The sequence below is a fragment of the Mycobacterium sp. DHQP2018-32-09 genome (genome assembly GCF_058148405.1).
Genome location: NZ_JBYVYK010000005.1, coordinates 58,439 through 80,500 on the forward strand (window position 1 = coordinate 58,439; position 22,062 = coordinate 80,500).

The 22,062-nt window shown below is 70.8% G+C and carries 20 protein-coding genes and 1 tRNA gene; 15 read left to right on the top strand and 6 right to left on the bottom strand.

Annotated elements, in window-relative coordinates; genetic code table 11:
- The gene (locus tag AC30CM_RS04165) at positions 1-2,391 is read right to left on the bottom strand and encodes a putative bifunctional diguanylate cyclase/phosphodiesterase (protein WP_490115560.1); all 2,391 of its coding nucleotides are present in this window, start codon (positions 2,389-2,391) and stop codon (positions 1-3) included.
- Between the two features lie 174 nt (positions 2,392-2,565).
- On the opposite strand from AC30CM_RS04165, the gene AC30CM_RS04170 reads away from it, so the two are divergent.
- Positions 2,566-3,057 carry a metallophosphoesterase family protein gene (locus tag AC30CM_RS04170; protein WP_490115561.1) on the top strand — a complete coding sequence of 164 codons (492 nt, stop codon included), beginning with the start codon at positions 2,566-2,568 and terminating at the stop codon, positions 3,055-3,057.
- Between the two features lie 68 nt (positions 3,058-3,125).
- Positions 3,126-5,027, top strand: a complete 1,902-nt coding sequence (locus AC30CM_RS04175; protein WP_490115562.1) for an alkyl/aryl-sulfatase — start codon at positions 3,126-3,128, stop codon at positions 5,025-5,027.
- Positions 5,028-5,033: 6 nt separating this feature from the next.
- On the opposite strand, the gene AC30CM_RS04180 is transcribed toward AC30CM_RS04175, so the two are convergent.
- Positions 5,034-5,795 (bottom strand): SDR family NAD(P)-dependent oxidoreductase, encoded by a 762-nt coding sequence (locus tag AC30CM_RS04180; RefSeq protein WP_490115622.1) that lies wholly within the window; start codon positions 5,793-5,795, stop codon positions 5,034-5,036.
- Between the two features lie 81 nt (positions 5,796-5,876).
- Between AC30CM_RS04180 and AC30CM_RS04185 the strand changes: the two genes are divergently transcribed.
- Both AC30CM_RS04185 and AC30CM_RS04190 read left to right on the top strand, forming a co-directional pair.
- Entirely contained in the window at positions 5,877-6,476 is a 600-nt protein-coding gene (locus AC30CM_RS04185; RefSeq protein ID WP_490115563.1) for a histidine phosphatase family protein, read from the top strand.
- A gap of 10 nt (positions 6,477-6,486) precedes the next feature.
- Positions 6,487-7,542 (top strand): phosphotransferase family protein, encoded by a 1,056-nt coding sequence (locus AC30CM_RS04190; protein ID WP_490115564.1) that lies wholly within the window; start codon positions 6,487-6,489, stop codon positions 7,540-7,542.
- On the opposite strand, the gene AC30CM_RS04195 is transcribed toward AC30CM_RS04190, so the two are convergent.
- On the bottom strand, positions 7,539-7,973 hold the full coding sequence (locus AC30CM_RS04195; protein WP_490115565.1) for a LapA family protein: 435 nt from the start codon (positions 7,971-7,973) through the stop codon (positions 7,539-7,541). The two genes, AC30CM_RS04190 and AC30CM_RS04195, sit on opposite strands and share 4 nt — an antisense overlap.
- A gap of 124 nt (positions 7,974-8,097) precedes the next feature.
- Here AC30CM_RS04195 and AC30CM_RS04200 point away from each other — a divergent pair, with 124 nt between their 5' ends.
- From AC30CM_RS04200 to AC30CM_RS04220, 5 genes are read left to right on the top strand one after another with little or no spacing between them, the layout of a single operon-like run.
- Positions 8,098-9,018 (top strand): ABC transporter substrate-binding protein, encoded by a 921-nt coding sequence (locus AC30CM_RS04200; protein ID WP_490115566.1) that lies wholly within the window; start codon positions 8,098-8,100, stop codon positions 9,016-9,018.
- Positions 9,015-10,133, top strand: coding sequence for an ABC transporter ATP-binding protein (locus AC30CM_RS04205; protein ID WP_490115567.1), 1,119 nt, complete (start codon positions 9,015-9,017; stop codon positions 10,131-10,133). Before AC30CM_RS04200 ends, AC30CM_RS04205 begins: the two co-directional genes overlap by 4 nt.
- Positions 10,130-10,789: an ABC transporter permease gene (locus AC30CM_RS04210; RefSeq protein ID WP_490115568.1), complete on the top strand. Its 660-nt coding sequence runs from the start codon at positions 10,130-10,132 to the stop codon at positions 10,787-10,789. The genes AC30CM_RS04205 and AC30CM_RS04210 overlap by 4 nt, the downstream gene beginning before the upstream one ends.
- Positions 10,786-11,586 (top strand): ABC transporter permease, encoded by an 801-nt coding sequence (locus AC30CM_RS04215; RefSeq protein ID WP_490115569.1) that lies wholly within the window; start codon positions 10,786-10,788, stop codon positions 11,584-11,586. The genes AC30CM_RS04210 and AC30CM_RS04215 overlap by 4 nt, the downstream gene beginning before the upstream one ends.
- The gene (locus tag AC30CM_RS04220; protein ID WP_490115570.1) at positions 11,583-12,194 is read left to right on the top strand and encodes a putative glycolipid-binding domain-containing protein; all 612 of its coding nucleotides are present in this window, start codon (positions 11,583-11,585) and stop codon (positions 12,192-12,194) included. The genes AC30CM_RS04215 and AC30CM_RS04220 overlap by 4 nt, the downstream gene beginning before the upstream one ends.
- Here AC30CM_RS04220 and AC30CM_RS04225 read toward each other — a convergent pair.
- Positions 12,157-13,101 carry a prephenate dehydrogenase gene (locus tag AC30CM_RS04225; protein WP_490115623.1) on the bottom strand — a complete coding sequence of 315 codons (945 nt, stop codon included), beginning with the start codon at positions 13,099-13,101 and terminating at the stop codon, positions 12,157-12,159. The genes AC30CM_RS04220 and AC30CM_RS04225 overlap by 38 nt on opposite strands.
- Before the next feature lie 129 nt (positions 13,102-13,230).
- Between AC30CM_RS04225 and AC30CM_RS04230 the strand changes: the two genes are divergently transcribed.
- The 4 genes from AC30CM_RS04230 (at position 13,231) to AC30CM_RS04245 (ending at position 15,571) form a co-directional block, all read left to right on the top strand.
- Positions 13,231-13,749, top strand: a complete 519-nt coding sequence (locus AC30CM_RS04230) for a tRNA adenosine deaminase-associated protein (RefSeq protein ID WP_490115571.1) — start codon at positions 13,231-13,233, stop codon at positions 13,747-13,749.
- Positions 13,749-14,198: a nucleoside deaminase gene (locus AC30CM_RS04235; RefSeq protein WP_490115624.1), complete on the top strand. Its 450-nt coding sequence runs from the start codon at positions 13,749-13,751 to the stop codon at positions 14,196-14,198. Before AC30CM_RS04230 ends, AC30CM_RS04235 begins: the two co-directional genes overlap by 1 nt.
- A gap of 118 nt (positions 14,199-14,316) precedes the next feature.
- Positions 14,317-14,407, top strand: a tRNA-Ser gene (locus AC30CM_RS04240).
- A gap of 195 nt (positions 14,408-14,602) precedes the next feature.
- Positions 14,603-15,571: an aldo/keto reductase gene (locus AC30CM_RS04245; RefSeq protein WP_490115572.1), complete on the top strand. Its 969-nt coding sequence runs from the start codon at positions 14,603-14,605 to the stop codon at positions 15,569-15,571.
- A 7-nt stretch (positions 15,572-15,578) separates the two neighbouring features.
- Here AC30CM_RS04245 and AC30CM_RS04250 read toward each other — a convergent pair whose 3' ends face one another.
- Entirely contained in the window at positions 15,579-16,934 is a 1,356-nt protein-coding gene (locus tag AC30CM_RS04250) for a bifunctional folylpolyglutamate synthase/dihydrofolate synthase (RefSeq protein WP_490115573.1), read from the bottom strand.
- Positions 16,935-17,076: 142 nt separating this feature from the next.
- Between AC30CM_RS04250 and AC30CM_RS04255 the strand changes: the two genes are divergently transcribed.
- On the top strand, positions 17,077-19,125 hold the full coding sequence (locus AC30CM_RS04255; protein ID WP_490115574.1) for an oxidoreductase: 2,049 nt from the start codon (positions 17,077-17,079) through the stop codon (positions 19,123-19,125).
- A 45-nt stretch (positions 19,126-19,170) separates the two neighbouring features.
- The gene (locus AC30CM_RS04260) at positions 19,171-20,256 is read left to right on the top strand and encodes an S-(hydroxymethyl)mycothiol dehydrogenase (protein ID WP_490115575.1); all 1,086 of its coding nucleotides are present in this window, start codon (positions 19,171-19,173) and stop codon (positions 20,254-20,256) included.
- Positions 20,257-20,260: 4 nt separating this feature from the next.
- Here the strand turns inward: AC30CM_RS04260 and AC30CM_RS04265 are convergent, their stop codons facing one another.
- Positions 20,261-22,048 carry a putative nucleotidyltransferase substrate binding domain-containing protein gene (locus AC30CM_RS04265; RefSeq protein WP_490115625.1) on the bottom strand — a complete coding sequence of 596 codons (1,788 nt, stop codon included), beginning with the start codon at positions 22,046-22,048 and terminating at the stop codon, positions 20,261-20,263.
- Positions 22,049-22,062: the final 14 nt, after the last annotated feature.

Consider the following 22,062-nt stretch of genomic DNA (forward strand, 5'->3'; position numbering starts at 1 on the left):
TCACAGCCGTGGTCTGAAGTTCTCGTCGGCCGGCAGCGGGGACACGATCACCTCGTCGAACCGCTGACGGCAGGCGTGGAGCAGTGCGCGCGCGGGCATGGGGCGGGCGAAGTGGTGGCCCTGGGCCACGTCGCAGCCATACTCGCGCAACAGGTCTGCGGTCGGGTGGTCCTCGACGCCCTCGGCCACACACGCGATGCCGAGGGCGTGCGCCAGGTCGATGACGGACCGCACGATCGCGGCGGCCCGTTCGCTGCGGAGCACCGGCGCGATGAACTGCCGGTCCAGCTTCAGTTCGTCGATCGCGAGATCGCGTAGGTAGCTCATGGTGGAGTAACCGCTGCCGAAGTCGTCGATGGCGACGCGAATCCCGTTGCCGCGCAGGCGCTCGGTGACATCGGCCGCGCGCCGGATGTTGGCCAGGAGCAGGTGCTCGGTAATCTCCACCGAGAGTGCCGCAGGCGGCAGCCCGGCGGCGTCGAGCGCCTCGATCAGCCTGTCGGGCAACGACCGATCGCTCAGTGACGGGGCGAAGAGGTTGATCGCCACGGGTACCGGATGGTCGGTGCGGTACCACCCGCGGGCGTCGCGCACCGCGTGATCGACGACCAGGTCGGTGACCGCGTTCATCAGCCCGTTCTGGCGGACCAGCGGCAGGAACTGGTTGGGCGTGAGCATGCCCAACGTCGGATGGGGCCAGCGCACCAGGGCTTCGACGCCGATCGTGGACCCGGTGCTCAGGCTCACCTTCGGTTGGTAGACGAGGACCAGGGCGTCGTCGTCGATGGCGCGGCGTAGGTCGCCGAGCAGCTGAATGCTCGGTGTCGGCCCGCGGTGCCGTCGGCCGCTGGGCTGCCAGGCGGCCGCCACCGGCGCAGGATCGGCGTGACGCAACTCGGGGGTGAACGGGTGCACGCCGCCGACGCCGCTGCGCTTGGCCGCATACATCGCGACGTCGGCGCGCTTGAGCAGGTCGTCGGCGTCGACGGGTGTTTCCTCGGACGTGGAGGCAGTGGACGTGGACGCAGTGGACGTGATGGCCAATCCGACACTGGGGTGCATGTAGATCTCGTCGCCCTCGACCACGAACGGGCGGTCGAAGGCCTCCACCACGCGCTGAGCGACGTGCCGGGCCTCCTGGGGGCCGCCGACGACGAGCACGGCGAACTCGTCGCCGCCGAACCGCGCCAGGACGTGCTCGGGTGGCACCGCCTGCGCCAGCCGCCGCGCGACCCCGCACAGCATGGCGTCCCCGGCAGGGTGGCCGAGATTGTCGTTGACCAACTTGAAGTCGTCGAGGTCCAGGGCGATCACGGCCACCTCGTTGCCGGTGGTGGCAGGCGACCGCATGGCCCGGTCGAGCCGATCGGTGAACGCCATCCGGTTGGGTAGTCCCGTCAGATGATCGCGTCGGGCTTCTTCGGCGATGCGGCACAGCAGGTTCCGGTTGTCGATCAGGACGGTGAACTGTCGGGTCAGCGCGGCGGTCACCAGGATCAGCCCGGCGATCAGCACGGGGGCGTGCTCCGACGGGGTCCACAGTTCGCGCACGCCTACCACCGCGGCGAGGGGCATGGGTGCGTAGGGCAGCCAGAACAACACCCGCTGGCGGGTCGGTTCCATGGCGGGCGCCGACGACGATCCCAACGCGTTCAGCGCGCCGGCGGCCAGGAGCAGGAGCCCAGTGGCCCAACCGATTCCGAGGAGGGGCGTGGTGCGGTCGCCGTCGCTGAGGTCGAGGTAGAGCAGCATCCCGTCGGTGGCGGCGATGGCCACGGTGCCCGAGGTGACGAGCGCGATGCCGCTGCGGTGGCCGGCCGCGGCGCCCGACAGCGCGACGAGCCCGACGGTGACCACCACGATGTCGCCGACCGGGTAGGCGAATGCGGTGAGCAGGTGCAGCGTGTCGCCGTCGTCGTGCTGGGCGACGATCTTGCTCAGCAGCAGCCACCACGACACCAGGAACAGCGCCGAGGCCACGATCAGGCCGTCGAGCACCGCACGCAATCCCAGCAGTGCCCGCGTCGGGGTGTTGAGGATCCACGCCGCGCACATCGCCACGGGCAGCATCAGGTAGGCGACGTCCAGGGCGGAGGGGAACGTCGGCGGGGCGCCGGCGGTCAGTTGCGCGTGGGCCCAGACGGCGTCGCCGACGACCCAGGCGAGGAGCCCGCAGGTGAACACCGCCCACGCCACGCGCCGACGGCCCGAGGCGGCGACGGCGACCGCGGCGCAGCACGCGCTGGCGAAGATGCTGAACAGCAGCGAACCGACGGCGTCGACGACGCGGGTGACGCCAGGGCCTCCCCATCCTGCCAGCAACCACGAGGCATGGACGGTCAGCGCCGCCGCTCCCGCGGCCAGCACCCACCTCGTCGATCGTGTGAACACCACATACCCCCAGTTCCCTGGTCATCGTTCGCGCACTTGCTTGGACTGTCAAGCGAAAGGTACGAAACGTCGCTGCGGCCGGCGGGTAGGTGCCAGCAACGGAACGGGGGTGGCTGCGGGGCGACCGCCCGTGCCCCGAGCCGTCCGCTGAGCCCGAGCCGTACCCTGAGGTCGATGCGTCTGCTCCTGATCGCCGACACGCACGTGCCCACGCGGGCGCGTGACCTGCCCGCACGGGTGTGGGACGAGGTCGCCGCCGCCGACGTCGTGGTGCACGCGGGTGACTGGATGTCGGTGGAGCTGTTGGACCGGCTGGAGGACCGCTCACACCGTCTGGTGGCGTGCTGGGGCAACAACGATGGCGACGACGTGCGCCGCAGGCTGCCAGAGCGCGCCGACGCCACGCTGGGTGGCCTGCGCTTCACCGTCGTCCACGAGACGGGTCAGGCGGCGCGCCGCGAGACACGGATGGCGGCGCTCTACCCCGACACCGACGTCCTGGTCTTCGGTCACAGCCACATCCCGTGGGACACCACGGCCGAGACCGGGCTGCGGCTGCTCAACCCGGGTTCTCCCACCGACCGGCGCAGGCAGCCGCACTGCACCTTCATGACCGCGACCGTTGCCGACGGGCAGCTGGGCGACGTGACGCTGCATCGTCTCTGAGCGAACCCGGGACCTTCCGCGTGGTCGTTTCATCCCGTTGCGGTCACGCGAGTGGCACGCTCTGGGGCATGGATCAGAAGCAGCCCACCGCGGCCATCGCCGGTGCCCATGCCGCTGCCCTCGCCGAACTGCCGTTCGACGACGTCCGCGACGTCGCCGACGCCGAACGGGGATTCATCGGGGCCATGCAACCGTGCGTGGTGCGCGCCGCCGACGGCAGAACCGTCTGGGACAACGACGCGTACGCGTTCCTCGACGGCGACGCACCCGTCAGCGTGCACCCCAGCCTGTGGCGGCAGTCGACGCTGGCCGCCAAACAGGGCCTGTTCGAGGTGACCAGGGCCAGCGGGGCGACGGGGGAGGATCCCCCCGGCATCTTCCAGGTGCGCGGCCTCGACCTGTCGAACGTCACGTTCGTGGAGGGTGACACCGGCATCATCGTCATCGACCCGCTCGTCAGCACCGAGACCGCGGCCGCGGCGCTGTCGCTGTACCGCGAACACCGGGGCGATCGGCCCGTGGTCGCGGTGATCTACACCCACAGTCACGTCGACCACTTCGGGGGTGTCCTGGGCGTCACCACGCAGGCCGACGTCGACGCCGGCCGCGTCGTGGTGATCGCGCCGGAGGGCTTCACCCAGCACGCCGTGCAGGAGAACGTGTACGCCGGGACGGCGATGGCGCGCCGCGCCGGGTACATGTACGGCGCGGCGCTGGCGCGCGGCGTGCGGGGGCAGGTGGGTTGCGGGCTGGGGCAGGTGCCCTCCTCGGGCGAGGTGGCGCTGATCGTGCCCACGCTCGACGTCCGGGCCACCGGAGAGACGCACGTCGTCGACGGTGTCGAGATCGAGTTCCAGATGGCGCCCGGTACCGAGGCTCCCGCCGAGATGCACTTCTACTTTCCCGGTTTTCGGGCGTTGTGCATGGCGGAGAACGCCACGCACAATCTGCACAACCTGCTGACGCTGCGCGGCGCGCTGGTCCGTGATCCGCACGGCTGGGCGGGCTACCTCACCGAGGCCATCGACGCCTTCGCCGACCGCGCCGACGTCGTGTTCGCGTCGCACCACTGGCCCACCTGGGGTCGGGACCGCATCGTGGAGTTCCTGTCGCTGCAGCGCGATCTGTACTCGTATCTGCACGATCAGACGCTGCGGCTGCTCAACCAGGGGCACACCGGCATCGAGATCGCCGAGGACTTCGCGATGCCGCCCGCGCTGGAGCGGGCGTGGCACGCCCGCGGCTACTACGGTTCGGTGAGCCACAACGTCAAGGCCGTCTATCAGCGCTACATGGGGTGGTTCGACGGCAACCCGGGCCGGCTGTGGGCGCATCCGCCGGAGGCCATCGGCCCGCGCTACGTCGAGGCCATCGGCGGGTTGGACCGCGTGGTCGAGATCGCCCAGCGCGCCTTCGACGACGGTGATTTCCGTTGGGCGGCAACATTGCTGGATCACGCCACGTTCACCGATACGGCGCACCAGGGTGCACGTCTGCTGTACGCGGACACGTTGGAGCAGTTGGCCTACGGGGCCGAGAACGCGGTGTGGCGCAACTTCTTCCTGTCCGGGGCCACCGAGTTGCGCGACGGCGGCTTCGGTACCCCGACCCAGGCCGCGTCACCGACGCTGCTGGCGCAGCTGACGCCCGAGCAGATGTTCGATGCCCTGGCGATCAACGTCGACGGTCCCAGGGCGTGGGATCTCGACCTCGCCGTCGACGTGGTCTTCGCCGATACCGGCGCCTCGCATCGGCTGACGTTGCGCAACGGGGTGCTGGTGCACCGTCGAGCCGCCGCCGACCCGGACACCGCCCACGCCACGGTGACGCTGGCGGACAAGGGCAGGCTGCTGGCGCTCGTCGGCGGCGACTCGCAGGGCGTGCGGATCGAGGGGGACGCCGCCGCGCTGACGTCGCTGGTGTCGGTGATCGACCGGCCCGATCCCGGGTTCGCGATCGTCACGCCCTGACGGCCGTCACGGGGTGCCGCCGTCGGCGCGCAGGATGGCGCCGGTGGTGAAACTGGACGCGTCGGAGGCGAGGAACAGTGCGGCGCCGACGATTTCGGCCGGCTGTCCGGGTCTGCCGAGGGCCAGGTGGGCGAACGGGTTCGGCGCCTCCCCGAAGTCCCACGCTGAGCTGACGTCGGTGAGGAACGGCCCGGCCATCAGGGTGTTCACCCTGACGGTGGGACCGTAGGCCTTGGCCAGCCCTTCGGTGAGCGCGTTGAGGCCCGCCTTGGCGGCGGCGTAGGGCAGCATGTACGCCTCGGGCCGGATCGAGCCGACCGAACTGACGTTGACGATGGCACCGCCCCCGTCGGCCACCATGCGCTCGGCGACCAGCGTCGAGAGCCGGAACGGGCCCTTCAGGTTCAGATTCACCACCGCGTCGAAGAGCTTCTCGGTGACCGCGGGCAGCGAGTCGTAGAGCGGTGACGCGCCGGCGTTGTTGATCAGCACGTCGAGCGTGCCGAATCGCTCGTAGACCGCGTCGACCAGCCCGTCGAGCTGGTCCCACCGGCCGACGTGTACCTGGTAGGGAAACGCGGTGCGGCCCGTGGACGCCGCGATCTCCTCGGCCGTCACCACGCACGACTCGAGATCGCGGCTGGCGATCACGACGTCGGCACCGCACTCGGCCGCCGCGAACGCCATCTCGCGTCCCAGCCCGCGGCTACCGCCGGTGACCAGCACGACGCGGTCGGTCAGGTCGAACAAGTCGTCGGCATACCCCATGTCGGCCTCCAGTCCGGTCCCGGTCACGGTGATGCTCGCACGGGTCATACCCTGGCACCGGCAAGATCGAGAAAGGTGCTCATGCAACTTCTGGTCATCCGGCACGCGTTGCCGCTCCGCAGTGAACGCGGTCAGGGGTCTGATCCCGACCTCTCGCCCGAGGGCGTCCGACAGGCCGCCCGCCTTCCGGATGCGTTGGCGCGCTTCTCCATTTCACGTGTGGTGAGCAGTCCGCAGCGGCGCGCGCGGCAGACGGCCGAACCGGTGGCCCGAGCCCTCGGCCTGCCGGTCGACGTCGACGATCGGTTGGCCGAGTACGACCGCGACCTGTCCGAGTACGTTCCCGCCGAGGAGATGTCGCGAGAGGAGATCCAGCGGTTGATGTCCGGGCCGCTGCCCAGCGGTGTCGACACCGCGGCGTTCCTGGAGCGGATCGCCGCGGGCGTCGCGGACATCGTCGCCGCCGCCGAACACCACGAGACCGTGGCGCTGTTCAGCCACGGCGGCGTGATCAATGGACTGGTGCACCAGATCATGCGCACCGAGCGGCTGCTGAGCGTCGGTGTGGACTACGCGGGCATCACGCGTCTGCTGGCCTCCCGCGAGGGCAGGCTGGGCGTCGCGGCGATCAACGCCACCGAGCACGTATGGGATCTGCTGCCGCGAAACGCGGGGTGGTAGACATTCTGCTGTGACGACGGAGTCTTACAGCTCGCCGGAGGGGCTCGACCTCGCCGCCCTGGACCGACACCTGCGCGGCATCGGGATCGCCCGCTCGGGCGACCTGCGCGCGGAACTCATCGCGGGCGGCCGTTCGAACCTGACGTTCCTGGTGTTCGACGACGCGTCGAAGTGGGTGCTGCGCAGGCCTCCGCTGCACGGGCTGACCCCGTCGGCACACGACATGGCCCGCGAGTTCCGCGTCGTCGCCGCGCTGGCGGGTACCGACGTGCCGGTGGCCCGCGCCGTCACGATGGCCGCCGACGACGCCGCGATCGGCACCACGTTCCAGATGGTGGAGTTCGTGCCGGGGCGGCTGGTGCGCTACACCGCCGATCTCGAGGCGCTGGGCGGCAAGGACGCCGTCGACGCGTGCGTGGACGGCTTGATCCAGGTGTTGGCGACCCTGCATGCCGTCGACCCCGAGGCGGTGGGGCTCGGTGACTTCGGCAGGCCCACCGGCTACCTGGAACGGCAGGTGCGGCGCTGGGGCTCGCAGTGGGATCTGGTCAAGACCGACGACGATCCGCGCGACGCCGACGTCCGGGCGCTGCACGGCAAGCTCGCCGAGCGCACCCCGCCGCAGAGCCGCAACGCGATCGTCCACGGGGACTACCGCATCGACAACACGATGCTCGACGCCGACGACCCCGCCACGGTGCGGGCGGTGCTCGACTGGGAACTGTCGACGCTGGGCGACCCGCTGTCGGACGCCGCGTTGATGTGCGTATACCGCGATCCGACGTTCAACAACGTGCACGCCGATGCCGCCTGGGCCTCGGAGCTGATCCCCGATGCCGACGACCTGGCCCATCGCTACTCGCTGGCCGCCGATCAGCCGCTCGCACACTGGGACTTCTACATGGCGCTGGCGTACTTCAAGTTGGGCATCATCGCGGCGGGCATCGAGTACCGGGATCGGATGGCCGGCGACGGGCGCGTCAGCGAGTACGGCGCGCAGGTCGCCGCGGCCGTACCGCTGTGCATCTCGAGCGGCCTGGCGGCACTGCGCGCGTCCGGGGGCTAACCCCGCACGGCCCGCGTGGCCACCTTGTAGTTCTTCTTGGCCGCACGGCGCAACTGGATGATGCGCACCGTCCCGGCCAGGAACGTCACCAACCCGCCACCGACGGCGGCCAGCAGGATGGCGACCCCCACCGGCAGGCTCCAGGCCCAGCCGAACAGGTGGACGGTGGTGGAGTCGGTGTTCTGCAGGATGAAGACCAGCAGCACGATGAGGATGAGGAAGCCCACCACCAGCGCCGACCACAGCGCCGCCGCGCGCGTGAACTTCACCGCGTTCTCCGGCGGCGGTGGCGCTTCCGACGCGGAGTGGTCCGCGGGGTCGTGGGGCAGGGTGTCGGGATGGCCGGGGCCGCCCGTGACGGGATCCAGCGGGCCATCCAGCGGTGACGAGGAGTGCGGATCGTTCGCCGGCACGTGCGGGTCGGTGCTCATGGTGATCATCTTGCCCCTACTGGCGGCGAATGAAACGGGAACCGACCGGGTACCAAAGTCGGGCGACGACGACTGTCGGCCGCTACTGTCGCTAGTTGGCACGTGACGTCGGAAGGACGGTCGCATGAAATCGGTCGTGCTGGCCGTACTGGCAACCCTGTTCCTCGCGGCGTGTGGGAGCGCGAATCCGCTCGGCGGAGGGCAGATCTCCGGTGACCTGAAGTCGATCAAGGTCGGCTCGGCGGACTTCCCGGAATCCCGGATCATCGCCGAGATCTACGCTCAGGCGTTGGAAGCCAACGGGTTCGACGTCAGCAGGCAGTTCGGCATCGGCAGCCGCGAGACGTATGTGCCTGCCCTCAAGGATCACTCGATCGACCTGATCCCCGAATACACCGGCAACCTGCTGCAGTACTTCCAGAAGGACGTCGAGGCCACCGATCCCGACGCGGTGCTGCTGGCGCTGTACCGCGCGCTGCCCGGCGACCTCTCGATCCTGACGCCCTCGCCGGCCAACGATCAGGACGCCGTGGTGGTCACGTCCGAGACCGCACAGCGGTGGAACCTCAAGACCATCGCCGACCTGGCGAAGTACTCCCCGGAGGTCAAGTTCGGGGGGCCGTCGGAGTTCTTGAACCGCACCGAGGGCATCCCCGGGTTGAAGGCGAAGTACGGCTTGGACATCGCACCCGCGAACTTCGTGTCGATCAGCGACGGCGGCGGCCCCGCCACCGTGCGCGCGCTGGTCGACGGTACCGTCACCGCGGCCGACATCTTCACCACCTCGCCCGCGATCCCGCAGAACGACCTGGTCGTGCTGGAGGATCCGAAGAACAACTTCCTGGCGGCCAACGTCGTGCCACTGGTCGCCTCGCAGAAGATGTCCGACCAACTCAAGACCGTGCTGGACGCGGTGTCGGCCAAACTCACCACGGAGGCGCTCGTCGAGATGAACACCGAGACGTCCGGCAACGGCGGCATCGACCCCGACGAGGCCGCCGAGAAGTGGGTCAAGGCAAACGGATTCGACAGGCCCGTCGGATGATCACGTTCTCCGAGGTCACGAAGCGCTATCCCGACGGCACCGTGGCCGTCGACGGGCTGACCCTCGACGTTCCCGACGGGACGCTGGCGGTCTTCGTCGGCCCGTCCGGCTGCGGCAAGACCACGTCCATGCGGATGATCAACCGGATGATCGAGCCGACGTCGGGCACGCTGACCGTCGACGGCAGGGACGTCACCAAGGTGGACCCGGTCAAGCTGCGTCTGGGCATCGGTTACGTGATCCAGAGCGCCGGCCTCATGCCGCACCTGCGGGTCGTCGACAACGTCGCCACGGTGCCGGTGCTCAAGGGCGAGTCGCGGCGCGCCGCCCGCAAGGCGGCGCTGGCCGTGATGGAGCGCGTGGGGCTCGACCCCAACCTCGCCAACCGGTACCCGGCACAGCTGTCGGGCGGTCAGCAGCAGCGCGTCGGCGTGGCGCGGGCGCTGGCGGCCGACCCGCCGATCCTGCTGATGGACGAGCCCTTCAGTGCGGTCGACCCGGTGGTCCGCGAGGAACTGCAGACCGAGATCCTGCGGCTGCAGGACGAGTTGCGCAAGACCATCGTGTTCGTCACGCACGACATCGACGAGGCCATCCGGCTCGGCGACAAGATCGCGGTGTTCGGCCGCGGCGGCAAGCTGCAGCAGTACGACGAGCCCGAGCGGCTGCTGTCCAACCCGGCCAACGACTTCGTGGCGGGCTTCGTCGGCGCCGACCGCGGGTATCGCGGACTGCAGTTCGCCGACGCCTCCGGGCTGCCGCTGCACGACATCGAGACCGTCGACGAGCAGGGCATCGGCGGGCTGCGGCTCGCGCCGGGGCAGTGGGCGCTGGTCACCAAGCCCGACGGCTCGCCGTACGGGTGGATCGACGAGGCGGGCGTCTCGCTGTACCGGGACGGAAAGTCGTTGTACGACAGCACCATTGCCGGCGGTTCGCTGTTCGGGCCGGATGGCACCCTGCGCCTGGCCCTCGACGCGGCGCTGTCGTCGCCGTCGGGGCTCGGGGTGGCCGTCGACGCCGACCGGCGGGTGCTCGGCGGGGTCACGGCCGACGACGTGCTGGTGGCGCTGCGGGCCCGGCCCCGCGATCCGTGGGGCGAGAGCGCCCCGTGAACTACCTGTTCACCCACCTCGACGACGCCTGGGAGCTGACGGTCGTCCACCTGTGGCTGTCGCTGCTGCCGCTGGTGCTCGGGTTGGTGATCGCGGTGCCCGTCGGCGCGCTGGTGCAGCGCACCAGGACGTTGCGCCGGCTCACGACCATCGTCGCCAGCATCGTGTTCACCATCCCGTCGCTGGCGTTGTTCGTGGTGCTCCCGCTGGTCATCCCCACCACCATCCTCTCGCCGGCCAACGTCATCGTCGCGCTGACGCTCTACACCGTCGCGCTCCTGGTGCGGGCGGTGCCGGAGGCGCTCGACGCGGTGCCCGTCGCCGTGCTCGACGCCGCCACGGCCATCGGGTACCGACCGTTGACGCGAGTGTTGAAAGTCGAGCTGCCCCTTGCCGTTCCGGTGTTGGTGGCGAGCTTGCGCGTGGTGGCGGTCACCAACATCTCGATGGTGTCGGTGGGTTCGGTGATCGGCATCGGCGGTCTGGGCACGTGGTTCACCGACGGCTACCAGTCGGACAAGAGCGATCAGATCATCGCGGGCATCGTGGCCATCTTCGTCCTGGCCATCGTCATCGACACGCTCATCATGCTGGCGGGCAAGCTCGCGACGCCGTGGGTCCGCATCGGCCGTCCCGCCAAGGCGGGTGCGAGGTGAACTTCCTGCAGCAGGCGCTCGAGTTCATCGCGACCGGCGCCAACTGGACGGGCCCGGCGGGTCTGGGCGCCCGCATCCTCGAACACCTTCAGTACACCGCCGTCGCCGTGGTGTTGTCGGCGGTGGTCGCCGTGCCCATCGGCATGGTCATCGGGCACACCGGGCGCGGGACGTTCCTCGTCGTCACCGGGGTGAACGCCCTGCGCGCGCTCCCCACGCTGGGCGTGCTGCTGCTGGGCGTGCTGCTGTGGGGCCTGGGCCTGGTCCCGCCCACGGTGGCGCTGATGCTGCTCGGCATCCCGCCGCTGCTGGCGGGCACGTACTCGGGCATCGCGAACGTCGACCGCACGGTGGTGGACGCCGCCCGGTCGATGGGCATGACCGAACTGCGCGTGCTGCTACGGGTCGAGGTGCCGAACGCGCTGCCGCTGATCCTCGGCGGGCTGCGCACCGCGACGCTGCAGATCGTGGCGACGGCGACCGTCGCCGCCTACGCCAGCCTGGGCGGGTTGGGGCGCTACCTCATCGACGGCATCAAGGTGCGTGAGTTCTACCTGGCGCTCGTCGGGGCGCTGATGGTCACGGTGCTGGCACTGCTGCTCGACGCGCTGCTGGCGCTGGCGGTGTGGCTGTCCGAGCCGGGCGCCGACCGCTGGCGGCGTCCGTCGTCGGGCCGGCTGCCGCAGCCGCTGCTCGGCGACGAGGTGGCGCTCGACGCGGCGTCCGTGTCTCGATCTGGCCAGAGTTCAGCCACCCGCTACGAACGCGGACGTCCGTCGCCTACGGTAGAGGGGTGAGTGCAGCAGCCCGCTCTGAGGAGCCCGAAGGCCCGTACCCGGCCGTCCTGACCTGGCGCGCGCACGACACGACCCGGATGGAGTCGGTCCGGGTTCTGCTGTCGGGCAACCGCGTCAAGGCATACGGACGGATCGTGGCGGCGGCGACGGATTCCCACCCCGCGTTCAGCGCGTCCTACGACCTGGTCACCGACGAGTCCGGCGCCACGAAGCGACTGTCACTGACGCTCACGCTCGCCGAGCGTGAGCGCCAGCTGTCGATCGCCCGTAGCGAGGAGAACTCCTGGCTGGTCCAGGACCACCAGAATCAGACCAAGCGTCCCGCCTTCGAGGGCGCGTTGGACGTCGACGTCGTGTTCAGCCCGTTCTTCAACGCGCTGCCGATCCGGCGCACCGGGATCTACCGGCAGCCGGAGTCGTTGACGCTGCCGGTGGTCTACCTGCGCCTCCCGGATCTGTCCGTCGAGTTGGAGCACATCAGCTACTCCAGCGCCGACGTCGACATCAAGGACGGCATCAAGGTGGTCTCGCCCGTCGCCGACACCGTGGTCACGGTCGACGACGACGGCTTCATCCTCGACTACCCAGGACTGGCAGAGCGGATCTGACGACGCCGCCCGCGCGCCCGGCGGCGGCCAACTCGGCGCGCCACCCTGGCGCGCCGATGGTCGTCGTCGTGATCCGTGGTCGGGCGAAGTCGTCGTAGCGCACCCGGGCGGCGTGACCGGACTCGACCAGGTCGGCGACGGTGCCGGTGACCGCGAGCCCGTCCCGGGCCTGGACCAGCAGCTCGATGGCGCGGTCCAGCGACGTCCGTAGGTGGTCGGCGTTGGCCTCGCACATCGCCCGCACCAGGTCCGGGGCGGTGCCTGCGACGCGCGTGCCGTCCCGGAAGGAGCCGGCGGCCAGCGCGAAGGCCAGGGGGACGTCGCCCGCCGAGACCGCCAGTGCCTCGGCCATCAGGTGCGGCAGGTGCGAGATGGCGGCCGCGGCCGCGTCGTGTTCGTCGGAGCGCGCGGGCACCACGAACGAGCCGCAGTCCAGCGCCAGGTGCATGACGGTGGCCCACACCCCGGGGTCGACGTCGTCGTCGACGCTGAGCACCCACGGCGCGTCCACGAACAGCCGGGCGTCGCCCGCGGTCCAGCCGGAGTGCGCCGTGCCGGTCATGGGGTGGCCGCCGACGAAGCGCCCGGCGAGGTCGTGCGCGCGCACGGCGTCGAGCACCGCGCCCTTGACGCTGACGACGTCGGTGAGCGCGCACGCCGGGGCGAGCCTGGCGACGTGGTCGAGCATGGTGTGCAGCGCCGGCATCGGCACGGCGAGCACGACGAGCGCATCGGTGGCGGCCGCGCGCGTCAGCACCCCGTCGAGCGCATCGGTGGCGTCGAACCCGTCGGCCCTGGCCGCGGCCACGCCGTCGGGGGAGCGGTTGTAGCCGAACACCTCGCGTCCGGTGACCGCCGCCGCCCGCATCAGCGATCCGCCGATCAAACCCAGACCCAGCACGCACACCGGCACCGCCATGCCGTCCAGGTTGGCACATGGGTCTCCCGGGTCGCCGCGTCGGGCCCGCGGTCGGGTCGCCGGGACCTGCGCCTCGTCCGCTGGTCAAGGGTGTGTTTTGGGACTAGCGTTTAGCTCATGGGAGCACAGCGTGCGCAGGCGCGAGACCAGGCGGCGGATCTCCCGGACGGCTTCGGGGTGGCCGTCGTCCGCGAAGAGGGCAAGTGGCGTTGCACGTTGATGCGGCCCGCGGCGCTGAACAGCCTGTCGGCGGCCGAGACCGAGTTGCGGGAACTGCGCAGTGCGGGTGCGGTGTTCGGGCTGCTGGACGTCGACGACGAGTTCTTCGTGATCGTGCGGCCGGCGCCGGCGGGCACCCGGCTGTTCCTGTCCGACGCCACCGCGGCGTTGGACTACGACCTCGCCGAGGAAGTGTTCAAGCGGCTCGACGCCGATGCCGAGGTCGACGACCTCGAGGACGAGGATCCGTTCGAGGTGGGTGACCTCGGCGTGCTGGCCGATCTCGGGTTGTCCGAGGGCGTGCTGAGCATCATCCTGGCCGACGACGAGTACGCCGACGAACAACTGACCCGCATCGCGCAGGAGATGGGGTACGGCGACGAGCTGGCGGCGGTGCTCGACAAGCTCGACAGGTGATCACGCCCGACGGGCTGATCCGCGAGGCGCTCGCGGCGGCCGCGTCTGCCGGACCCGACGACGTACCCATCGGTGCCGTGGTGTTCGGCCCGGATGGGACCGAGTTGGCGCGCGCCGCGAACGCCAGGGAGCGCCTGGGTGATCCCACCGCGCACGCCGAGATCCTGGCGTTGCGGGCGGCCGCGCAGCGGTACGGCGACGGCTGGCGGCTGGAGGGGACGACGCTGGCGGTGACCGTGGAGCCGTGCACGATGTGCGCGGGCGCACTGGTGATGGCGCGGGTGGCTGCCGTCGTGTTCGGGGCGTGGGAGCCGAAGACGGGGGCCGTCGGCTCGCTGTGGGACGTGGTGCGTGACCGTCGGCTGACTCATCGCCCGCAGGTGCGCGGCGGGGTGCTCGCCGACGAGTGCGCGGCGCTGCTGGAGGGGTTCTTCGCGCGCCGGCGGTGATCGCGCTCCCGGCTGCGCCGAGTGCGCGGCCATGATGCGAAACCGGCGCCGATCCCGCCATCACCGCACGTTGGGCGGCGATTATGGCTGGCGGCCCGATCCCGGTAAGCTGCCACACGGTGGCGTGTCCGAGCGGCCTAAGGAGCACGCCTCGAAAGCGTGTGTGGGGTAACCCCCCACCGAGGGTTCAAATCCCTCCGCCACCGCCACGAACCGCCCGCCTGTGTCAGCAGGTCAGGGCGGTTTCGGCGTTTGGGGGGCGGTGTCCGTCCGAACGGGGTTCGGCGACACTCGAATTGGTGGGTCGTGCAGACGTCTGCGTCCCTGGGTGTGTTGCACCCCTTGTCACGGTGCGGCCGATGGTTACCGTCGAACTCGAGAGCCACGTTCGGAAGGGATCGACGATGAAGCGCACCACCCTTGGGGGTCTGGAGACCTCGGCGCAGGGCCTGGGCTGCATGGGCATGAGCGAGTACTACGGCGCCACCGACTGGGACACCAGCATCGCCACCATCGGCCACGCCATCGACGTGGGCGTCACGCTGTTGGACACCGCCGACCAATACGGCGCCGGCCACAACGAGGTGCTGGTGGGTCGCGGCATCGCGGGCAGGCGCGACCACGTGCAGATCGCCACGAAGTTCGGCATCGATCGCAGTAGCGGCGACGACCGGCGGGTGCACCGCGGCGACCCGCCCTACGTGAAGCGTTCCTGCGAGGCGTCGCTGCTGCGGCTCGGTGTCGACCACGTGGACCTGTACTACCTGCACCGGCCACCGCAGAACGCCGAGATCGAGGACACCGTCGGCGCGATGGCCGAGCTGGTCGCCGAGGGCAAGGTCCGCCACCTCGGGCTCAGCGAGGTCAGCGGGGATCTGCTGCGTCGCGCCCACGCCGTGCACCCCATCGCCGCCGTGCAGAGCGAGTACTCGCTGTGGACGCGCGACGTCGAGCAGGTCACGCCGGTGATGGCCGAGCTGGGCATCGGGCTGGTGCCCTACGCGCCGCTGGGCCGCGGCTTCCTCACCGGAACGGTTCGGACGGATCGGTTGGACGCCAAGGACTTCCGGGCCCGCAATCCCCGGTTCACCGGCGCTGCCGGCCAGCAGAACCAGGTCATCGCCGACACCGTGCGCAACGTCGCCGAGCGCCTCGGCGTGCTGCCCGCCCAGGTCGCGCTGGCATGGGTCTACGCGCAGGCGTCGCGCCTGGGCGTCACGGTGGTGCCCATCCCGGGCACCCGGAAGTCCGAGCGGCTCGACCAGAACGCCGCCGCGGTCGACGTCGAGTTGGACGCCGATGCGCTGGAGCAGTTGCAGCCGCTCAGCGACATGGTGGCCGGCGGTCGCTACCCGGACGCGGCGGTGCGCTGAGGCGCGCCTACCGCACGGCCGCTGCCGCTGCGGCCAGGTGCAGGAACGACCCGGTGACGACGACGGGCGCCTCGGCGCAGGCCACGTCGCGGGAGGACTCCCGGATGTCGAGCGCGGCCAGCACGGCCTCGCCCGGATCGGCGACGGCGAGCGTCGGCAGCCCGTGGGCTCGCGCGACGGCCGCCACGGCACGCGCGGGCATCGTGGGGGCGGCGGGTTCGCCGGGGCGGTGCGGGATCTCGGTGGCCACCACGGCCGCCGCCATCGGGGCGACGGCCGCCACCATGGCGCGCAGGTCCTTGTCCGCCTTGGCGGCGAGCACCCACACCCCGCGGCGTCCGCCGTAGACGTCGCGGACGGTGTCGACGAGTGCTTTTAGCTTCACGGCGCTGTGCGCTCCGTCGAGCACCAGCTCCCTGCCGCCGAGTACGCGGCGCTCGAACCGTCCGGGCAGCCACGCCCGGCCGAGCCCGCGACGCACGGCGCCGACGTCGAGCGTCCAGCCGTCCCTGGCCGCCAGGTGGCGTAGGCCGTGCAGTGCCAATGCGGCGTTCACGCCCTGGTGGCGACCCTGCAGGCCGAGTCGGAACGCCTGCCCGCCGATGCGCAGTACCGTCCCGGACCCGTCGACCGTGCACGCCATCGCGCGCGGGTCCACCACCTCGAGGCGGCACCTTCGCGCGTCGGCGATCCGCCGGATGGTGGCGCGCACGTCCGGCCGTGGGTGCCGCAGCACCACCCCGACCCCGTCGGTGGGCAGGATGCCCGCCTTGTGCCGCGCGATCTCGGCGACGGTCCCGCCGAGCAGGTGCGTGTGGTCCAGTCCGATGCGGCCGACGACGCCTAGCTTGTCGGGCCTGGTGATGGTGTTGGTGGCGTCGAGCAGACCGCCGATCCCGGTCTCGATCACGGCGTAGTCGACTGCGGCACGGGCGAACTCGGTGAAGGCCACGGCGTCGAGCGCCTCGAAGAACGTGGGCGTTCCCAGCGGAGTGACCCGCATGGCGTCGACGACGGGCGTGATGCGTGCGACGGCGGCCGCGAAGTCGGGTGCCGCGACGGGGGAGCCGTCGACGTCGACCCGTTCCAGGATGGACCGGACGTGCGGCGACAGCTGGGTGCCCACCCGGAATCCGTGTGCGCGCAGGACGGCGGCGACGAACGCGCACACCGATCCCTTGCCGGCGGTCCCGGCGACGTGCACGGTGCGTGCCGCGTCCTGGGGGTTGCCGAGGCGTCGGAAGAACTCCGCGGCGCGAGCCAGGCCGGGCACGTCCGATCCGCGGGGCAACCGGTAGAGGCTGGCGGTGGCCGCAGCCAGTTCCTCGTCGGCCCGGGGCGCCGCGGAAACCGCCGACAACATGCGACGATCGTAATATATCAAGACGCGCTTGACTAGTATATCGATGCGCTCGAACCATTGACCGCCGTGCTCGAGTGACCTACATTACGAAGTAATTGACGTGTTAGTCCCAACGTCTGACATTTCAGAAGGTGGTCGTCCCGTGTCGCATCAGCTGCTCGATCCGCTGCTCCAGCCCTTCGACGTGCGACAGGTGACACTGCGCAACCGCGTGGTGAGCACGTCGCACGAACCGTCGTACACCGAGGACGGCATGCCCAAGCGGCGGTACCGCCTCTACCACGAAGAGAAGGCCAAGGGCGGGATCGGTCTGACGATGATGGGCGGCTCGGCGGTGGTCGCGCCCGACAGCCCGGCGGCCTTCGGCAACCTGCACGTCTACAAGGACGAAATCGTGCCGTGGTTGCGCGAACTCGCCTACGGCGTGCACGAACACGGTGCCGCAGTGATGTGCCAGATCACCCACCTGGGCCGTCGCACCAGCAACTACGACGGCGATTGGCTGCCGGTCATCGCCCCGTCGGCGGTCCGCGAGCCCGCCCACCGCGCCTTCCCCAAGGTCGCCGAGGAATGGGACCTCGACCGCATCGTCAAGGCCTACGCCGACGCCACCGCGCGCTGCCGCGACGCCGGCCTCGACGGCGTCGAACTGGAGGCCTACACCCACCTGCTCGACTCGTTCTGGTCGCCGCTGACCAATCACCGCGACGACGAATACGGCATGGGCAGCCTCGAAGACCGGCTGCGCTTCCCGCTGCGCGTCGTCCGCGCCGTGCGCGAGGCCGCGGGCCCCGACTTCGCGGTGGGCATCCGCATGTCGCTCGACGAGGACACCCCGGGCGGCCTGCGCTACGAGGACGGCATCGAGATCGCCAAGCGGATCGTCGCCGAGGGCATCGACTTCATCAGCGTCATCAAGGGCTACATGGCCAGCGACGAGGCGCTGTCGCGGGTGATCCCGCCCATGGGCACCCCGGTGGCGCCGCACCTGGAGTTCGCCGGTCGCGTCAAACGGGATCTGGACATCCCCGTCATGCATGCGGCGCGGATCAACGACGTCGCCACGGCGCGGCACGCGATCCGCGACGGCATCATCGATCTCGTCGGCATGACCCGAGCGCACATGGCCGACCCGCACATCGTCGCCAAGATCCGCGCAGGCGAGGAGGAACGGATCCGACCGTGCGTCGGCGCCAGCTACTGCCTCGACGAGATCTACCAGAACCGCGACGCCAAGTGCGTCCACAACCCCTCGACGGGCCGCGAAGACCGCATGCCCCATCGCATCCCACCCGCCACCGGGACCGCCCGCACCGCCGTCGTCGTCGGCGCCGGGCCTGCGGGGCTGGAGGCGGCCCGCGTGCTCGGCGAGCGCGGCCACCGCGTCGTGGTGTTCGAGGCCGCCGACGCCCCGGGCGGCCAGATCCGGCTGGCATCCTCGTCCCCCCGCCGCCGCGATCTGATCAGCATCGTCGACTGGCGGCTCGCCGAGTGCAAACTGCTCGACGTCGACATCCGCACCAGCACCTACGCCGAGGCCGACGACGTGCTCGCCGAACACCCCGACCTGGTGATCGTCGCCACCGGCGGGGTACCCAACACCGAATTCCTCACCGAAGGAGCCGGTTTGGTCACCGACGCCTGGGACGTGCTGTGCGGCGCCGTGCGCCCGAAGGGCGAGGTGATGTGCTACGACGACAACGGCGGGCATCCCGGCATGGACGCCGCCGAGATGCTGGCGCGCAGCGGCGCACCCGTGGAGTTCGTGACCCCGGAGCGCACGCTGGCACCCGACGTCGGCGGGGTGAACTACCCCGGGTACTTCAAGGTCTTCGCCGAACACGACGTGCGGGTGACGCTCAACGAACGACTGGTGGCGGTGCGACGCAAGGACGGCCGCCTCGAGGTGGACCTCCACAACGAGTACGCCCACGTGACGCGACGGCGTGTGGTGGACCAGGTGGTCGTGGAGCACGGCACGCTGCCGTCCGACGAGCTGTACTTCGCGCTGGTGCCGGGGTCGACCAATCTGGGCGAAGTGGATCAGCAAGCGCTACTGAACCTGTTGCCCCAGAACGTTACTCGGCACTCTGGGGGGTCCTACCAGCTGTTCCGCATCGGCGACGCCGTCGCCAGCCGCAACATCCACGCCGCCGTGTACGACGCGTTCCGGCTCTGCGTCACGCTCTGATCCCGTCCCACACCAGCACGCCCACGCCGTCAGGAGGAATCACCCATGCCGCAACGGGTTCGAGGAGTCATCGCCCGCAGCAAGGGCGCACCCGTCGAGGTCGCCACGATCACCATCCCCGATCCCGGCCCCGGCGAGGTCGTCGTCCGGGTGCAGGCCTGCGGGGTCTGTCACACCGATCTCACCTATCGCGAGGGTGGCATCAACGACGAGTTCCCGTTCCTGCTCGGCCACGAGGCCGCGGGCATCGTCGACCAGATCGGCCCCGGCGTCGACTCGGTGGCGGTCGGGGACTTCGTCGTGCTGAACTGGCGGGCCGTGTGCGGGCAGTGCCGCGCGTGCAAGCGCGGCCGCCCGCAGTACTGCTTCGACACGCACAATGCCCGCCAGAAGATGACGCTCGACGATGGCACCGAGCTGACGCCGGCGCTCGGCATCGGCGCGTTCGCGGAGAAGACGCTGGTGCACGCCGGTCAAGCCACGCTGGTGGATCCGGACGCCGACCCCGCGGTGGTGGGGCTGCTCGGCTGCGGCGTGATGGCGGGCCTGGGCGCAGCGGTGAACACCGGCAACGTGTCTCGCGGCGACTCGGTGGCCGTGATCGGCTGTGGCGGCGTCGGCGACGCCGCGATCATGGGCGCCCGGCTGGCCGGGGCGGGGACGATCATCGCGATCGACCGTGACGGCCAGAAGCTGCAGTGGGCCCGCGATCTCGGGGCCACCCACACCGTCGACGCCGCCACCGACGACGCCGTCGCCGCCGTGCGGGAACTCACCGGCGGCTTCGGCGCCGACGTCGTGATCGACGCCGTCGGCAGACCCGAGACGTGGCAGCAGGCGTTCTACGCTCGCGATCTCGCAGGCACGGTGGTCCTGGTCGGCGTGCCCACCCCCGACATGACGCTGGAGATGCCGCTGCTCGACTTCTTCTCCAGGGGTGGCGCGCTGAAGTCGTCCTGGTACGGGGACTGCCTGCCGGAGCGGGACTTCCCGACCCTGGTCGACCTGTACCTTCAGGGTCGACTTCCGTTGGACCGCTTCGTGTCCGAGCGCGTCAAGCTCGACGAGGTGGAGCAGGCGTTCGAGACCATGCACGCCGGCGCGGTGCTGCGGTCGGTGGTGGTGCTGTAGCGCGTCAACCACCCTGCAGCGCGCGGGCGGCGGCCTGCCCGCGCACCCGGCGCTGGACGGCGGCGATCTGACGGAGGCCGTCGCCGAGCAGGCTGCGGCTCAACGGTGACAGTTCGGCGAGGGTGATGACGTCACCGGGCGGCACGCCCGCGGCCAGCTGATCGATCTGGTGCGCCATGCGCAGCCGTTGCAGCAGGTCGAACACCTCGCGCAGCGCCGTCGCGTCGGCGTCGGTCAGCAGGCCGTTGCCCGCGGCGGCCGCCAGCCGCGCCGGCGTCGACCCCGACACCATGCCGACCGTCAGACCGCCCCACCGGGCCAGGTTGACGATCGGTGTCAGCGCGTGCGCCTTCAGGTCGAACGTGCCGCCGCGGCGGGCGACCACGTCGCGCAGCGAGCGCGTGCGCGGTTTGTCCGAGAGCGCGTCGAGCAGTTGCAGCCGAAGGGCATTGGGGTGTTCGGCGGGCATCCGCGAGAACGCCTCCGGGGCGGTGTGCAAAGCGGCGTTGCCCCACACCACCCGGGCGTCGAGCAGCAGCGACGACATCATCAGGCCCCGGTCGCGCAGCGGCTCGGTGAGCCACCCCACCGCGGCGTCGGTCCACTGTCCGGTCGACCGGGAGAACCGCGGCTCGAAGGCCACCGCACCGTTGGTGTCCGCCGGTAGTCCACATGCATCCAGCGTGACGTGCACCCGCCGTGCGACCCCGCGCAGGGCCGCCGCGTGCTGGTCGGCATCCTGCGCCCAGGACAGTGCGCTGTCGACGTCGGAGGAGGGCATGGCCTCGCGTCGGGCGACGCTGCCCATGGTCAGCCACGCGACCCGCGGGCGCCACCGGGGTGCCGCGTCGGCCCACTCGAGTTCCAGCGCACGTCGCACCACCGCGTCGGTGACCACCGACAGCACCGCACTGGTGCCCGCCGCGTCGGTGCCACCGCGGAACAGGTCCACCGCGAGGCCCCGCACCCTCGTCGCCGCCGCCGCCAGCTCGGTGGCGTCGGCCGCCAACGCGATCGCACGGCGCACCAGGAAGCTCTGCCGCGTCCCGGAGGCCACCACGTCGGACTCCTCGACCACGCCCAGGACGCGGCCGAGGCGATCCAGCACGGGTAGGTGCCGCAGCCCGCTCTCGAGCATGTCCATCAGCACGGTCGCCGCGGCGCGGTCGGCGGTCACCGTGCGCGCCGGCGAACTCATCACCGACCCGATGGGCGCGTCCAGCGGCACGTCGGCGGCCACCACCCGGCTGCGCAGGTCGCGATCGGTGAAGATGCCCAGCGTGCCGTCGGGCAGCCGCGCCAGCACGTAGGTGGCCTTGTGGGCCGTCATGTGCCGCACCGCATCCCGCACCGAGGCTCCCGGATCGGTGAACACCGGCGGGCCGGGCACCAGATCCCCGACGGCGGTCAGCGACGGCTGCTGGGCACGCGATCGCGTCGAGATGACGTCCCACGCCGACGACGCCAGGTAGGACAGGCCGTCGGGGTTGGTGAACGCCGTGCGCACCAGCTCGCCCGGCAGCCGCAATGCCGTGCTGGGTTCCACCGTGCGCGCGACGAACGTCACCTTGCCGTGGCTGAGCAGCGGGAGATAGCCGAACACGCCGCCGGGCTCCACGACGTCGACCGGTTCGGCCTCGTCGGTGCCGTCGGAGGTGAGCACCACCCGGCCGGTCCGCAGCACCCAGATCTCGGCGGGTGCGCCGGCCGCGTAGTCGACGACGACCTCACCGGCGGCGAAGTCGTGCGACGTCGCCGCCCGGGCCAGCGCGGCACGATCGGCGGCCGCCATCGCGTGAAACGGCG